At 69.2% G+C, this 15,042-nt stretch carries 14 protein-coding genes and 1 pseudogene; 7 read left to right on the forward strand and 8 right to left on the reverse strand.

Annotated elements, in window-relative coordinates:
- Positions 1–23: 23 nt before the first annotated feature.
- The 6 genes from B0684_RS08460 to B0684_RS08485 form a co-directional block, all read right to left on the reverse strand.
- Complete coding sequence (locus B0684_RS08460) at positions 24–1,535, reverse strand: ArnT family glycosyltransferase (protein ID WP_018649847.1); 1,512 nt, start codon at positions 1,533–1,535, stop codon at positions 24–26.
- Positions 1,532–2,212 carry an HAD-IB family hydrolase gene (locus tag B0684_RS08465; RefSeq protein WP_018649848.1) on the reverse strand — a complete coding sequence of 227 codons (681 nt, stop codon included), beginning with the start codon at positions 2,210–2,212 and terminating at the stop codon, positions 1,532–1,534. The genes B0684_RS08460 and B0684_RS08465 overlap by 4 nt, the downstream gene beginning before the upstream one ends.
- A gap of 5 nt (positions 2,213–2,217) precedes the next feature.
- Positions 2,218–2,970: an SDR family oxidoreductase gene (locus tag B0684_RS08470; RefSeq protein WP_018649849.1), complete on the reverse strand. Its 753-nt coding sequence runs from the start codon at positions 2,968–2,970 to the stop codon at positions 2,218–2,220.
- A gap of 5 nt (positions 2,971–2,975) precedes the next feature.
- Entirely contained in the window at positions 2,976–4,274 is a 1,299-nt protein-coding gene (locus tag B0684_RS08475; RefSeq protein WP_018649850.1) for an FAD-binding oxidoreductase, read from the reverse strand.
- Positions 4,275–4,649: 375 nt separating this feature from the next.
- The gene (locus B0684_RS08480) at positions 4,650–5,624 is read right to left on the reverse strand and encodes a lysylphosphatidylglycerol synthase transmembrane domain-containing protein (RefSeq protein WP_018649851.1); all 975 of its coding nucleotides are present in this window, start codon (positions 5,622–5,624) and stop codon (positions 4,650–4,652) included.
- Positions 5,621–6,499, reverse strand: a complete 879-nt coding sequence (locus B0684_RS08485) for a decaprenyl-phosphate phosphoribosyltransferase (protein ID WP_018649852.1) — start codon at positions 6,497–6,499, stop codon at positions 5,621–5,623. Before B0684_RS08485 ends, B0684_RS08480 begins: the two co-directional genes overlap by 4 nt.
- Before the next feature lie 123 nt (positions 6,500–6,622).
- On the opposite strand from B0684_RS08485, the gene B0684_RS08490 reads away from it, so the two are divergent.
- The 4 genes from B0684_RS08490 to B0684_RS08505 are packed head-to-tail and all read left to right on the forward strand — an operon-like array spanning position 6,623 to position 9,510.
- Positions 6,623–7,135: a hypothetical protein gene (locus tag B0684_RS08490; RefSeq protein WP_018649853.1), complete on the forward strand. Its 513-nt coding sequence runs from the start codon at positions 6,623–6,625 to the stop codon at positions 7,133–7,135.
- Between the two features lie 39 nt (positions 7,136–7,174).
- Positions 7,175–8,065, forward strand: coding sequence for a DMT family transporter (locus tag B0684_RS08495; protein ID WP_018168631.1), 891 nt, complete (start codon positions 7,175–7,177; stop codon positions 8,063–8,065).
- A gap of 56 nt (positions 8,066–8,121) precedes the next feature.
- Positions 8,122–8,511: a DUF4870 family protein gene (locus B0684_RS08500; protein ID WP_018168632.1), complete on the forward strand. Its 390-nt coding sequence runs from the start codon at positions 8,122–8,124 to the stop codon at positions 8,509–8,511.
- Positions 8,512–8,544: 33 nt separating this feature from the next.
- Positions 8,545–9,510 carry an arsenic resistance protein gene (locus tag B0684_RS08505; RefSeq protein WP_018649854.1) on the forward strand — a complete coding sequence of 322 codons (966 nt, stop codon included), beginning with the start codon at positions 8,545–8,547 and terminating at the stop codon, positions 9,508–9,510.
- A 259-nt stretch (positions 9,511–9,769) separates the two neighbouring features.
- On the opposite strand, the gene fdxA is transcribed toward B0684_RS08505, so the two are convergent.
- Positions 9,770–10,093: a ferredoxin FdxA gene (gene fdxA / locus B0684_RS08510; protein ID WP_018649855.1), complete on the reverse strand. Its 324-nt coding sequence runs from the start codon at positions 10,091–10,093 to the stop codon at positions 9,770–9,772.
- A 190-nt stretch (positions 10,094–10,283) separates the two neighbouring features.
- Between fdxA and B0684_RS14030 the strand changes: the two are divergent.
- A pseudogene (locus B0684_RS14030) lies at positions 10,284–10,888 on the forward strand (TolC family protein).
- A 15-nt stretch (positions 10,889–10,903) separates the two neighbouring features.
- Here the strand turns inward: B0684_RS14030 and mutS are convergent.
- Positions 10,904–13,504, reverse strand: coding sequence for a DNA mismatch repair protein MutS (mutS, locus tag B0684_RS08520; RefSeq protein WP_018649857.1), 2,601 nt, complete (start codon positions 13,502–13,504; stop codon positions 10,904–10,906).
- Between the two features lie 563 nt (positions 13,505–14,067).
- Here mutS and B0684_RS08525 point away from each other — a divergent pair.
- Together B0684_RS08525 and B0684_RS08530 are read left to right on the forward strand one after the other, a co-directional pair.
- Positions 14,068–14,370 carry a PilZ domain-containing protein gene (locus B0684_RS08525; RefSeq protein ID WP_018649858.1) on the forward strand — a complete coding sequence of 101 codons (303 nt, stop codon included), beginning with the start codon at positions 14,068–14,070 and terminating at the stop codon, positions 14,368–14,370.
- Positions 14,371–14,377: 7 nt separating this feature from the next.
- On the forward strand, positions 14,378–14,902 hold the full coding sequence (locus tag B0684_RS08530) for a CinA family protein (protein WP_018177050.1): 525 nt from the start codon (positions 14,378–14,380) through the stop codon (positions 14,900–14,902).
- Positions 14,903–15,042: the final 140 nt, after the last annotated feature.

The following is a 15,042-nucleotide window of genomic DNA, read 5'->3' on the forward strand; positions in this document are numbered from 1 at the left end:
TCCGGTGGTGCCCGCGTAGCCTCTCATGGCCCGGTGGTATAGCGCTCGACGAAGTCGCAGCGGCCCTCGGGCAGCCAGTCCGGGAGGTCGTAGTAACGTTCGAGTACCGGTTGCAGGATCTGGTCGTGGTAGGCGGCGTAGTCGAAGCCGTGGCCCTCGGCGAGGGCCCAGGCGACGCCGCGGATGGTCACTTCGCGTACGCGCACCTCGTCGAAGAAGGGCTCCACATGCGCCGGGTCCAGCTCGCCGCGGGTGGGGACGTAGAGCAGGTTGGCGCCGTCCAGCGCGCGGAAGTCGGTGAGCAGGTCGTCCTGGCGGCCATAGTGCGAGCCGGGGCCGAACACCCCGACCTCGCGGCCGGCGTAGTAGCCCAGTACCGCCGAGCGCGAGTAGCTGCGGGTGAAGACGTGCCAGTCCGCGTCGTATTCGCCCACCACCCCGGCCACCGATTCCGGGGCCAGGTAGAACACGGCGTCGGCGTAGCGGTCCTGGCCCTTCAGCCATTCCACCGGCATCAGCGCGAGGGTCAGGATCGCGACGGCGTGCAGCATCGCGAGGGCCCCGGAGAGCCAGACGCCGAGCGTCAGCGAGCGTCGGGCCAGGAACAGCGCGGGCAGCAGCAGGAAGGGCGCGAAGGCGGCGAGCCAGTGCAGCCCGATGCTCTTGAACGGGGCGAGCAGGGCAAACAGGATCAGCGGGATCAGCCCGGCGGAGAGGAACACGCCCAGTTGGTACTCGCGGATGCCGGCGGCCAGGGCGCGCCACTGGCGGGCGTAGAACCACAGCAGCCAGGGCGTGAACAGATAGACGAGCAGGATCGCGTAGGTGAGCCAGTTGCCCGGGTCGAAGCCGCCGTCGCCATGCCGGTTCACGACGTTGAACATCACGTTGTACCAGCAGTTGTCCCAGTTCCAGTACAGATTGAGGGCGACCGCCGGCACCACGCCGAGGATGATCAGCAAGAGGCCGCGCCAGTGCTGCCGCGCGAACAGCAGGATGTGCAGCCCCAGCGCGATGCCCAGGAGCACCGCGAAGTACTTGGACAGGAACGCCAACCCCAGGGCCAGCCCGGCGAGCAGGAAATAGGCCGCGCGCCCGGTGCGGAGCGCCAGCCAGGCGAGGCCGGTGGCGAGCAGGGCGAACAGGATCAGCGGGGTGTCCGTCGCGGTGATGACCGCGATGAAGAACAGCGGCATGAACAGCGCCAGCAGGGAGACCAGGCGCGCCCGGACCGGATCGGTATGCCGCCACCAGAGAAAGACCGCGAGCGCCGGGGCCATGGAGGCGAAGATGCCCAGTGCGCGGATCGCCAGCGGGTGGTCCGACAGCGGCAGGATGGCGCCGAGCCACCAGCCGATCATCGGCGGGTGGTCGTAATAGCCCAGATCCGGGTTATGGCCCCAGATGAGGAAATAGGCCTCGTCGCCGGTGATCGGCAGCGCCCATGCCATGCCGATCTTGACCAGCAGGACGGCCAGCAGGATCGCGCCGTAGTGGCGCGCGAGCCACGGCCACGAGTTGGGTGTCGGTCTCACTCGGGGGCACCCTCCAGGGCGGGTCCGTGGACGCGCCGGAAGCGGCCCCGACGCAGCCGGTAGCCGCTGCGGGCCAGCTCCAGCATTGGCTGGTCGGCGTCGCTGTCGCCGTAGGCCGCGACCAGGTCCACCGGCTCCTCCGGGGGCAGGGTCGCCAGCCAGGCGGCGATGGCGGCCGGCTTGGCCGCGCCCCGGCAGTTGGTACCGTCGAGGCGCCCGGTCACGCGTTCGCTGTCATCGACCGCCAGGCGCGAGCTGACTACGCCGGCAAGGCCGTGGCGCTCGGCCCAGGGCTGCAGCCAGAGATCCAGCGAGGCGGACACCAGCACGCAGTCATGGCCCGCGGTCTGGTGGGCCTGGAGCGCACGCATGCCCGCCGGGCGCAGCAGACGGTCCAGGCGGCCCTCGGCGAACTCGCGGCCCTTTGCCTGCAGGTGGGCGAGGGTCTCGCCGGCCAGCATACGGGTCAGCACGGCCTCCTTCGCGTCCTGGTTGGAGAGGCGCTTCAGCGCCAGGCCGGTCAGCGCGGGGAGGCAGTCCGGCAGGCGGCGCAGGAATTCCACTGTCCCCAGCGCGTGGCGCAGGAAGGGGAACAGGCTGTCGCGCCGGGTCAGGGTGCCATCAAAGTCGAACAGCACGATCTGCCGCGCGGGGCCGGGCCGGGTGGGGGCGGACATGGTCGTTACAGCTTGAGGCGCTTGAACAGGTATTCGGGGATCAGGCGGATGATGGTCATGATGACCCACCACTTGCCGGGCAGGTAGGCCACGTCGCGGCCACGGTGCATGGCGCGGACGATGCCCCGGGCGACCGTTTCCGGTTCGGCCCACAGGGCGCCGGCGCGGTTGAAGCCCTCGGTCATCGGGGTGCGCACGAAGCCGGGCTTGAGCGTGACCACGTCCACGCCGCTGAAGAACAGCCGGTTGCGCAGCCCCTGCAGGTAGATCGCGAGCATGCCCTTCGCCGTGCCATAGGCGTAGTTGCTCTGGCGCCCGCGGTCGCCGGCGACCGAGCCGATGGCGGCGATCACGCCCCGGCCGCGGGCCTCGAAGTCCGGCGCGATGCGGGCGAGCAGGGCGATGGCGCTGGTGCCGTTCACGTGGATCGCTTGCAGGGTCTCGTCCACCGAGGCGTTGCAGGCCGCCTGGTCGGGCAGGGTGCCCCAGGCCAGCAGCACGCTGTCCACCTCGCCCAGGGCCTCCTGCGCCTGTTGCCAGATGGCGGCGTGGCCGTCGACGTCGGCCAGATCCGCCGTGGCGCCGAGGATGCGGGCGCCGTCCGGGTCGTCGCCACGCACCCGCAGGTCGGCCAGCAGGGCCTCCAGCGCCTCGCCGTCGCGGGCCACGCAGAACAGCCGGGCACCGGTGTCCACCAACTCCCGCGCCGCCGCGGAGGCAATGGCCGAGGTGGCACCAAAGAGGACAACGTTGTTCATTGGGTTCATGCAGTCACCCTGCGCCAGAAGCCGGAGGAGAATTCGGGGTCCACATACTCGGCGAAGGCCTCCCAGCGGGGGAACCCCTGGCGGAAGACGTCGGCCGGCATGCGTGCGTCCTTCGCAGGGTACAGGGCACCGCCGGCCTCCTGCACGATCGCGTCCAGGCGCGCGAACAGGCGTTCGGTGTCGCGGCCCTTTTCCGGGAAGTCCAGCGCGAGCGTGGCACCCGGGCGCGGGAAGGACAGCAGGCCCGGCGCGGCGCGGTCGCCGAAGGTCTTGAGCACCGCGAGGAACGAGCCCTGGCCACTGGCGGCGATGGCATCCAGCAGGGCCTGTACGCCGTCCTTTGAAGCCGCTGGTGGCAGCACGCACTGGTACTGGTAGAAGCCGTTGTGCCCATAGATTCGGTTCCAGTGCCGGATCGCGTCCAGCGGGAACAGCCACGGCCGGTGGTGGACTGCGCGCGGCGTGGCGTGCACCGGCTGGCGGTAATAGAGGTGGTTGAACGCCCGCAGGGTCAGACGGTTGACCAGCGACACCGGCGGGTCCAGCGGGATGCTGCGGCGGCGTTCGTGCCAGGCGTCCTTGCGCGGCGCGGTGGTCGCATGGCGCCCGCCGCTGTAAATGCCGCGTCCGACGCGCCCGCCCGCTCCCGGGTTCAGGCAGTCGATCCAGGCGACGGTGTAGGGCCACTCGCGCTCGGCCTGCGCATTCAGCTCCCAGAACGCCTCCAGAGACTCGAAGCGCTGCGACCAGGCGCGCATCCAGGCGCTGCGGATCGGGGTCAGTTGCAGGGTCACGGTCTCGATCAGGCCGGTCAGGCCCAGGCCGCCGACGGTCGCGGCGAACCAGTCGGGCGTGTTCTCGGGGGTGACCTCCAGCACCTGGCCATCGGAACGACGCAGGGTCAGGGCGCGTACATGGTCGCCGAAGCTGCCGGCCTGGTGGTGGTTCTTGCCGTGCACGTCATTGGCGATCGCACCCCCCAGGGTAACGAAGCGCGTGCCGGGCACCACCGGCGGAAACCAGCCGCGCGGCACGGCGAAGCGCAGCAGCGCATCCAGCGATACCCCGGCCTCGGCGGTGAGCTCTCCGGTGGTTGCGTCGAAGGCCACGAAGCGATCCAGCCCCGGGGTGTGCAGCAGCGAGGCCTCCGGGTTCAGGCAGACGTCCCCATAGCTGCGCCCCAGGCCGTGGGCGAGCAGAGGCCGCGGCACATCGGGCAAGGCCCGACCGCGCCAGCCCAGCGCGACCTCGGCGGCGTGCTCGACCCGCGGGATACGGTTCCAGCTGGCGGTCATGCAAGGCCTCCGGCGCCTTTCCCGTACCCGTCATTGCGAGGCCCCGCAGGGGCCGCGGCAATCTCCAGAAGCTGTTCCCGGCATTGGGGGATAACTCGCTGCACTCGCCCTTCGGGCCGGCCTGCGGCCGTTCGACGCGCTACGCGCTTTTGTACCCCGGCCCCTGCGGGTCCTCGCAATGACGGGGTTGTGGAATGTCGGTTGCGCACGACGATGTCGGGATGGCACCAGGAGAATCTTGCGGACCCTGCGGCTCTGTGGCTTCGAACCTGTAGGAGCCCGGCCCTCCGGGCGATTGGGGCATTGGTTGCACCCCATCGGCCAGGGGGCTGGCCTCCTACAGGGCTTCGCCATGACGTGGTGAGAGCGAGGCGCCTACGCATGGTGCTCGTCCGGGTGTTCGCGGCCGTGGGCCTCGGGATTGGTGGCCAGTGCCACCAGGCCGAGGATCACCGCGAACCACAGGGTGGTGAAGCGGATCAGCATCGTCGCCGCGACCGCGTCGGCCGGCGGCATGTCGGCCCACAGCAGCAGGGCGACCATCACCGCCTCGGTCCCGCCCAGTCCCCCTGGCAGGAAGCTCAGCGCGCCGGCCAGCATGGCCAGGGCGAAGACGAAGGCGGCAAAGGCGAAGCCGGCCTCGAAGCCCATGGCGTTGAGGATCCACCAGAAGGCCAGGGACTCCGCGCTCCAGGCGATCACGCTGAGGGTCGTTGCGCCGGCCAGCAGGGCGGGGCGGTGACAGCGCCGCGCCTGCAGCAGCACAGTGACCAGGTGGTGCAGGGTGCGCCACAGGCGCCGGCCGGGCCGGTCGCTCAGGGCCTGGAGCCACACGAGCGGCCGGCGCCAGGCGAGCACCACCAGCGCAGCGAGGATGCAGGCCGCGCCGACCAGGATCAGCCAGGTGCCCTGTGCGACCAGCGTCAGGCCCAGCATGGACAGCAGCACCACCGCGATCAGGTCGGACAGGCGTTCGGAGACGAACGCGGCGAAGCTGTCCGGGTAGGGCACCCGGCGGCGCTTCAGGAGCACGCCGCGCAGGGCCTCGCCGGCCTTGCCCGGGGTGGTGGTCAGGGCAAACCCGGCCACGTAGATATGCAGGCTGGCGCGGGCCGGGACGGCATGGCCGAGGGTGCGCAGGTACAACTGCCAGCGGGTGAAGCGCAGGCTGTAGTTCACCAGCGACAGGCCCAGCGCCAGCAGCAGTCCGCCGATGCCCACCAGCTTCAGGGCGCGCCACACCTCGTCCGCCCCGGCCCACAGGGCGACCCCGAGATACAGCGCAACGGCGACGATGATCGAGAGCACCACCGCGCGCAGGCGCCAGCCCGAGAGATGCACCGCGCTCATGCGAGCACGAGGATGGTGACCCCCAGCCACACCGCGACGGTGGCCAGCAGGTGGGGGTCGGTGACCAGGTCGCGCGAGGTGTCGTTGCCGCCGCCGCGGGCGTGCAGCAGGAACAGATAGCGGAAGATGCCGTAGATCACGAACGGCAGGGTATAGATCAGCCCGTCGGTGCCGTGCAGGGCCATGGTCTCCGCGCTGACGGTGTACAGGCCATAGGCGAGTACCGTGCAGGCGGCGCTGATGGAGGTGAACTGATCGAGCAGGCTGAGGCTGTAGTCGTCGAGTACGCGCCGCGGCCGATCGGCGTTGCCGCGGCGTTCGATGGTGTCGTCGGCCAGCTCCGCGCGGCGCTTGGCGAAGCCGAGAAACAGCGTCAGCATCAGGCCGCACAGCAGCAGCCACTGCGAGGGCTCGATGCCCAGGCCCAGGGTGCCGGCGAGGATGCGCAGCATGAAGCCGGCCGCGATGCTGAATACATCAAGGATCACGATGTGCTTGAGCGACCAGGAATAGGCCACGTTCAGCACCAGGTAGGTCAGGATCAGCGCGATGACCCAGGTGCTGACCATCGCCGCGAGGACCAGCGCGAGGACCGCCGCCGTTGCGAAGATCGCCCAGGCGGTGGGGACGCTGATCGCACCGCTGGCGATGGGGCGGTCGCGCTTGGTCGGATGCTGGCGGTCGGCCTCGACATCGACGATGTCGTTCAGCACGTACACGGCGCTGGCGATCGCGCAGAAGGCGAGGAAGGCGAGACTGGCCGCCAGCACCGTGCCGGGTTCGCCCCACTCGTGCGCGAACACCACGCCGAGGAACACGAACCCGTTCTTGATGTACTGGTGCGGGCGCAGCAGTTTGATCAGCGAATACAGCATGCAGGCGTCGGTCGTGAAGGTCGTTGCAGTCTACTGACGCACTCGATGCGTTACCATCGGCGGCGCTAAAGCGCGCCCGTGCTGCGCGCTCGATTCCATGTTCTGACTCGCAGGAGAACTGTCATGTCCCGTATCGCCCGATCCTTTCTGCCCGCCGTCCTGCTGGCCGCGGCCGGGCTTGTTGCCGGTTGCATGTCCGGCGGTGGCCCGGAGCCCGAGTTCGCCGAAGGCCAGCCCTTTCCCGAGCGCACCCTGAACGACCAGCACGGCAATCCGGTGGAGCTGCCGGGCAACGCCCGCGTGATCCTGAAGACCGTGGAGGCCGCGCCGGCCGGTGTGGCCAACGCGGTGCTGGATGGCATGGGTGCCGAGGCGCGCGATGCGCTGGGCATCATCTACATCGCCGATATCCACGAGATGCCGGCGCAACCGATGCAGAACGTGGTGCTGCCGCGGATGCAGGCGCGTGACTATTCCATCGTGGTGACCTCCAGCGCGGCCGATGCTGGCTTCCTGCCGCATCAGCGCGAGCAGGTGACCGTGATCCTGCTGGACACCGAGGGTGTGGTGACCGGCGTCGGCCATGCCGGTAGCGAAGAGGCCCTGAAGGACATGCTCGACGGCGCGCACGAGTAAGCCCGCGCATGATGGGTTCGAACCGCGGCAGGGTCTGAGTTGGCGTTCTTTCTGGGCCTGCTGACGGCCCTGGGGTTTGGCGCCGGCGATTTCTTCGGCGGGCTGGCCTCGCGACGCATTCCGGCGCTGGTGGTGGCCTGCTATTCGCAGATCCTTGCGACCGCGGCCCTGTTGGTGATCGCCCTTCCACTGGCGGGGCTGCCTGGAGCGCAGGCCCTGATCTGGGGTGGCGCCGCGGGGCTTGCTCTGGCGCTGGGCCTGCTGGCGTACTACCACGGCCTGGCCCAGGGTTCGATGGGGCTGGTCGCTGCGGTGACCGGGGTGATCTCGGCGCTGGTGCCGCTGCTGGTCGGACTCGCGCTGGGTGAACAGCCGGGGCTGCTGGCGTTGCTCGGGATCGCCGCGATCGTGATCGCGATCGGGATGATCTCTGGCGGGGCGCGCAAGGCGAGTCCGCGCAACCTGGATGAACCGGTACGTGGCCTGATGGCGCTGGCGAGGGGGGAGCATCCGGTTCGTGGCCTGCTCGACGCGGCGATCGCGGGGGCCTGCTTCGGTCTGATATTCGTGTTCCTCAACGAGGCCGAGGCCGGCTCGCCGCTGTGGCCGGTGGTCGCGACCTCGGCAGTGGGTGCCCTGGCCCTTCTGGTGGTGATGCTGATCCGCCGTCCGCAGCTGGGGATGAGCCGCTCGACCCTGGTGTTGCTGTCGCTGGCAGGTCTGTTACAGGCGGCGGCCACTCTGGCCTTCGTGGTCGCGGTGCGCATGGGCCTGTTGTCGATCATCGCGGTGGCCGGGGCGCTGTCCCCGGCGCCGACGGCGCTGATGGCGCGATTGTTCCAGGCCGAGCGCATGTCACGGGTGCAACTGGCCGGGTTCTTCTTTGCCCTTGTCGGTATCCTGCTCATCGTGCTGGGCGGGCCCGGATAGGCATCGGGCGAGTCTGATAAGTTGGTCCCCGTCATTCACGCCACAGGAGGTGCGAAGTGTCCGAAGATCCGAAACCGGAAGTTGTGCGCAGCGACGTGAGCGAGCCCACGCTCGGCCCGCGCAAGGATGCCACCATGGTCACCGTGGTATACGTGCTTTATCTGGTCAGCTTCCTGACCGCGCTGACCGCCATCGCCGGTCTGATCATTGCCTATATCAAGCGCGGCGAGGCCGATACCGTCAGCGTCTCCCACTTCACCTACCAGATCCGCACGTTCTGGATCGGGCTGTTGTTTGCCGTGCTCGGGGTCATCACGACGCCGATCGGCATCGGCTTCGTGATCTTCCTCGCCCTGGTGATCTGGCTGCTGGTGCGCTGCATCAAGGGCCTGCTGGCCAACAACGACAACCGCGCTATCGAGCAACCTGAAACCTGGCTCTGGTAAACGCCTTGTGTCGTGCCGGAGCCGCGTTCGCGGATGCGTGAGCGGCTGGAGCAGTATCAGGTACTGATCTACCTAGTGACGATCGCACTGGGGCTTTTCCTGGGCTTGTCCGCGCCGGAGGCCAGCGAGTGGCTGGATGTGGTGCTCTGGCCCGTACTCGGGGTGCTGCTGTACGCCACATTCACGCAGACGCCGCTGCTCCACCTGGGCGAGGCGTTCCGCGAGCCGCGTTTGCTGCTGGCCGCGGTGATCGGCAACTTCGTGGTGATCCCGCCGCTGGTCTGGACGATCCTCCAGGTGGCGCCGGGCGATCCGGCGATCCTGCTGGGGATCGCCCTCGTGCTGCTGGTGCCCTGCACCGACTGGTTCATCACCTTTACCCATCTCGGCGGCGGCGATACCCGCCGCGCCATCGCCTTCTCCCCGATCTCGCTGCTCATGCAGCTGGCGCTGCTGCCGCTTTATCTGTGGCTGTTCTTCGGCGGCGAATTCACCCTGGCGCTGGCTGGCGAGGACGTGCTGAAGGCCTTTGCCGGCCTGATCCTGGTCCCGCTGATCCTGGCGTACTTGACCGAACGCTGGGCCGACGACGACCCCGGCCGCGGACACCTGATCTCGGGCATGGCCTGGCTGCCGGTCCCGTTGCTGGCCGTGGTGGTGTTCATCATCGCGGCCTCCCAGTTCAACACGGTGCTGGACGGTGCCGGTGTGCTGTTCCCGCTGTTGCTGATCTTCGCCGGCTTCCTGGTGGTCGCGGCCCTGCTGGCGCGGGCGTTGGCCCGGGCCTTCGGCCTGCCGGTGGCCGAAGGGCGGGTGCTCGCCTTCAGCCTCGGGTCGCGCAACTCCTTCGTGGTCCTGCCCATCGCGCTCGCCCTGCCGCAGGGGCTGGAACTCGCCGTGGTCGTGGTGGTGTTCCAGTCCCTGGTCGAGCTGATCGGAATGATGGTGTACCTGTGGTGGATTCCCCGCCACCTGTTCCCCGATCGCCCTGCCGCCTGAGGCGGCACTTCCGAGCCCCGGATCGTCGTCCGGCCTTCTCGTACTGGGTCGATCATCCATTGCGTGCAGGGCAGCCCGCGGGACGATGCGGCCGTCAGCGGAGGCGGCCGCGCGGCAAGCACTTCCTGGCGCGGATGCGTAGCAGGGTTGGTGGGCGTTGCGCGCCGCCAGCGGAGGGGCCGCTCCCCGGGTGGTGGCGCAGCTCCTGACTGTGAGCTGCGCCCAGGCTGGCGGCTGGCTGGGACAGGTCTTGCCGGGGTTAGCGTTCCAGGTACTGGAGTTTGCCTTCCACGCCGTCCCATTCCTCGGCGTCGGCCGGCGGGTCCTTGCGCGCGGTGATGACCGGCCAGGTGCGGGCGAGTTCGGCGTTCAGTTCGATGAACTGAAGCTGGTCTTCGGGGACATCGTCCTCCGGCACGATGGCTTCGGCCGGGCATTCCGGCTCGCACAGTGTGCAGTCGATGCATTCGTCGGGGTCGATGGCCAGGAAGTTCGGTCCTTCATGGAAGCAGTCGACCGGGCAGACCTCGACGCAATCGGTGTACTTGCACTTGATGCAGTTATCGAGAACGATGAAAGCCATGCTTGTCTCCCTTTGAATTCAGTCAGTTGACCGGGATTTTTGAGGCCCGGTCATGGTCGCGGCGGCACGTGTCCCTGGCCCTGCCGACAGGATATGGCGGCATTGTAACGCCTCCACCACCGGCGTCGTGAATCCCGGGCGCGGGCCGGCGTCATTTCGGGATCCGATGGGCTGCAACAGCCTTTACGGGATGGGTCGGTGGCGTCCCCGTGTGGCCCTCGTGCTGGCGGGCTGTGCGGTGGGGCCGGACTACGAGCGCCCGGAGGTCGCCCTCCCGGAGGCGTGGCCGGGGGCGGTTGGCGAGCAGATGGACAAGGACTCCGCCGATGCCGAGTTCTGGTGGGAGAGGTTCGAGGACCCGCGGCTCGACCGCCTGGTGCGCGACGCCCTGGAGAACGACCTCGACGCCGGGATCGCCGCGGCCCGTGTGGTGCAGGCGCGGGCCGAATGGTTGCCGAGCCTGAATCTGGCGGCCCTGTTTGGGCAGGAGGCGAGCGGGTGGAGGCACGCCAGCGCGAGATGCGTGCCCGGATCGAGGTCCTTGACCTGGCGGAGCGGCGCTATCTTGGCGGCTTCGTGGGCTATCTGGAGGTGCTGGACGCGCGTCGCGCCCTGCTGGATGCGAGCCTGACCCTGACCGAGGCCTCGCGCGATCGGCTGGCGGCCACCGCGACGCTATTCCGTGCGCTGGGTGGCGGCTGGGACAGCGCGGCGATCCCGTCGGATGTGCTGGAAGATGGCGATCCGGACGATGCCAAGGAAGAGGCGGTCACGCCCGCGGATCCGGACGACTGACCCCCGACGCAGCGGCTACTTTTCGCGCAGGGCGTCTTTCATCCGATAGAGGGCATCCAGGGCCTCGCGCGGGGACATGTCGTCCGGATCCAGCGTGTCGAACAGGGCCTTCAGGGCGCGTGCCTCCGCTTCGTACGGCTCGGGTTCGGGTACGGCCACGTTGGCCGGGTCCGGTTTGGGCGTGAACAGCCCCAGTTGCGGCGAGTCGCTCTCGGCGGCGCGGTCCTCGAGCTCGCGCAGGTGCTGGCGCGCGAGCTTCAGGACATCGGCCGGCACCCCGGCCAGTTGCGCTACCTGCAGGCCGTAACTCTGATTGGCCGGCCCCTCGCGGACCTGGTGCAGAAACACGATGCTGTGTTCGTGTTCCATGGCATCCGTGTGCACGTTGGCGACCGCCGGCTCGCGTTCGGCCAGCGCCGTCAGCTCGAAGTAATGGGTGGCGAACAGGGTCAGGGCGCGATTGTGGCGCGTCAGGCGTTCGGCGCAGGCGAGCGCCAGGGCGAGGCCGTCGAAGGTGCTGGTGCCGCGGCCGATCTCGTCCATCAGCACCAGGCTCTCGGGGCCCGCGTTGTGCAGGATATTGGCGGCCTCGGTCATCTCCACCATGAAGGTGGAGCGCCCGGAGGTCAGGTCGTCGGAGGCCCCGATGCGGGTGAAGATCCGGTCCACCGGCCCGATCTGCGCGCGCGCGGCTGGCACGAAGCTGCCCATGCAGGCCAGCAGCACGATCAGCGCGGTCTGGCGCATGTAGGTGGACTTGCCGCCCATGTTGGGGCCGGTGATCACCAGCAGCCGGCGCTCTTCGGGGTCCAGCTCGGTGTCGTTGGCGACGAAGGGCGCATCCAGGCCGGCCTCCACCACCGGGTGGCGGCCCTGTTCGATGCGGATGCCGGGCGTGTCGACCAGTTCCGGGCAGTGCCAGTCCAGGCGCCTGGCCCGCTCGGCCAGGCAGGCCAGGGCATCCAGTTCGGCCAGCGCGTCCGCAATCACGCGCAGACGCGGGGCGCGACCCTGGAGCTCGGCGATCAGGCCGTCGAACAGGGCGCGTTCGCGGGCCATGGCCTGCTCGCGGGCGGAGAGGATCTCGTCCTCGAAGCGCTTGAGTTCCTCGGTGGTGTAGCGCTCGGCGTTCTTCAGCGTCTGGCGGCGCATGAAGCGCCCGGGCAGCTCCGCCGAGCGCGTGCGCGAGACCTCGATGTAGTAGCCGTGCACCCGGTTGTAGGCGACCTTCAGCGTGGGGATGCCGGTGGCCTCGCGCTCGCGCGCCTCGATCTCGCGCAGGAACGAGTCGGCATCGTTCTCCAGTGCGCGCAGGCGATCCAGCTCGGCATCGAAGCCGGCGCGGATCATGCCGCCGTCGGTGACGCGCAGCGGTGGCTCCTCGACCAGGGCGGCGGCCAGGGTCGCGCTCAGTTCGTCTTCCGGGGCCAGGGCGTCGTACAGCGCCTGCAGGGAGGCCGCGCTGGCGGCCAGCGGGGTGGTCAGGGCCTGGTGCAGGGGCGGCAGGCGTTCGAGGCTCGCGAGCAGGGCGGTCAGGTCGCGCGGCCGGGCGCTGCCGAGGACGATACGCGACAGGATGCGTTCGACATCCGCGCTGCCGGCCAAGGCCTCGCGCAGGGGCGCGGTGGCCCCCGACTCCAGAAGTCCGGTAATCGCGGTCTGGCGCTCGCGGATGATGGCGCGGTCGCGCAGTGGCTGGTGCAGCCATTGCAGCAGCCGGCGTGAACCCATCGCCGAGCGGGTGGTGTCCAGCAGGGCCAGCAGGGATCCGTGGCGTTCGCCGCCCAGGGTGCGGGTCAGCTCCAGGTTGCGGCGGGTGGCCGGGTCCAGCACCAGCATCTGGCTGCGCAGCTCGTGCGCCAGGCCGGTGATGTGCGCGAGATCCCCGCGATGGCGGTTCTGCACGTAGGCGAGCAGGGCGCCGGCCGCGGCGATGCCGAGATCCAGGCCGTCGCAGCCAAAGCCGGAGAGATCCCGGGTGCCAAAGTGGGTGGTCAGGACCCGGCGGGCGGAGACACCGTCGAAATGCCAGTCCGCGTGGCGCTGCGGGGCGAAGCCCTCGATCCCGGGGATGGGCGCGGCCTGGTCGGGGATCAGGCATTCCACCGGGTCCAGCCGTGCCAGCTCGGCGGCCAGTTCGGTCGCGTCGCGCACCTCCAGCAGGCGGAACTGGCCGGAGGCGAACTCCAGGCTGGCAATCCCGTAGCCCTCCTTGCGGCCCTTGATCGCGGCCGAGCCGGCGGGGCACACCGCGACCATCCGGTTGATGCTGCGGGCCTCCAGCAGGGCCTCTTCGGTGACCGTACCGGGGGTGACAATGCGCACGACCTCGCGCTTGACCGGGCCCTTCTGTTCTCCGACAGCGCCGGTCTGCTCGCAGATGGCCACGCTCTCGCCCAGCTTCAGCAGGCGCGCGAGATAGCTCTCCAGCGTGTGCACCGGGATCCCGGCCATGGGGATCGGCTGTCCGGCCGATTCGCCACGCCGGGTCAGGGTGATATCGAGCAGTCCCGCGGCGCGCTCGGCGTCTTCATGGAACAGCTCGTAGAAATCACCCATGCGGTAGAGCAGCAGCGTATCCGGGTACTCGGCCTTGATACCGAGGTACTGCTGCATCATCGGGGTGTGTGCGGAAAGTGGCGTCTTGTCAGTCACTTGTTAGCGGCTGTCCAAAAAATCGGGATTTGCAATCAGACATTTGTCCAATGCTCGGTGATTCGCCGCGCACGGTATCACGCGCGCGGCGGCATCGGTTGGCACCCCCCCCGGTGCTCCCGTGCGGGCTCCGTACCCCAACGAGAAACGCCCCGGCCTCAGGGGGGAGGCACGGGGCGCCGAGCACACAGGGGGGTGGTGCTCTTCAGTCACGCTATCCCGCGCCCATGCGGACCGCAAGCAGGCCAACTAACGCTCCACACCCCTGCCTATAACGCCCTCAAGCAGGGGGCCGGCGCTCGCGCGGCCGGCATTGCCCTGTGGCGCGGTCTGCCAGCGAATCGCCCGGCTAATGCGACATCTGATCGGCGTATGGGCGGCGGCGCTCATCGGTCCGGCGGCGCTCGATCCGGGCAGACGCGCAGTATACGGATGCAGTGCCCGACATGGCAGGTGGGTCAGGTGCGGCAGTTGTGCCACACTCGGGACAGCGCAAGCGACGCGATGTCAGGGAGGAGGCGAGCATGATCGGGGAAGAGGATCGGCGCGATCACCGGCGGATGCAGGTCAGCACGGCGGCGCGCGTCACCTGGCGCTCCAGTGGCGAGTCCATCAGCGTGCAGTTGGAGGACCTCTCCGCCATGGGTTGCGCCTTTGTGGCGCAGCGCGAGACCGATGCCGGTGTGGGCATTACGGTTTCGGTGCCAAGCCCGGACGGTCGCCTGGAGGGTCTTGAGCGCCACGGCCGCGTGGTGCGCTGCGCCCCCGTCGAGGGCGCATCCGGCAACGGTTGGCGGGTTGCGGTCGCCTTCGATCTGGAGGGATGATCGCGCCATGACGGCAGAATCGAGCACCACCCTCCTGACCCTCCGCGAGTCCGACGCCCCGAGCCTGTCGGCCTTGGTTTATGACCTGAGCGAGCGCCTGATGGCGAAGGGCGAACGCCTGTGCACCGTGGAATCCTGCACCGGCGGCGGCATCGCGCAGGCGATGACGGATATCCCGGGTAGCTCGCAGTGGTTCGAATGCGGCTGGGTGGCGTACTCGAACGCCGCCAAGACCGCGATGGTTGGCGTGCCGCCCGAGTTGATCGAGCAACACGGCGCCGTCAGCGAGGCGGTGGCCCGTGCAATGGTCGAGGGTGGGCTGGCCCGCAGCGGGGCGAATCACGCGCTCTCGGTCACCGGAATCGCCGGGCCCGGGGGCGGGACCGACGCCAAGCCGGTCGGCACGGTTTGCTTCGGTTGGCAACAGCGAGGCCAGGATGCCCGTGTCGAGACCTGCCATTTCGATGGCGAACGCCACGAGGTCCGCCTGCAGTCCATGCTGCATGCCCTGGGCGAACTGCTGGCGCACTAGGGAAGCCCTGATCAAGGGACCCGTTCGCGCGCGAGTCGATCTTGCGTGCGAACAGGGCGCGGTGACCGCCGTGCAGTCACCCGGCGCAAGGGAGTCGTAACGCCTGCACGCGCCGCGCCTGGAGTCTCCTGGGCAAACGG

The organism is Thioalkalivibrio versutus, from assembly GCF_001999325.1.
GTDB classification, from domain to species: Bacteria; Pseudomonadota; Gammaproteobacteria; order Ectothiorhodospirales; family Ectothiorhodospiraceae; genus Thioalkalivibrio; species Thioalkalivibrio versutus.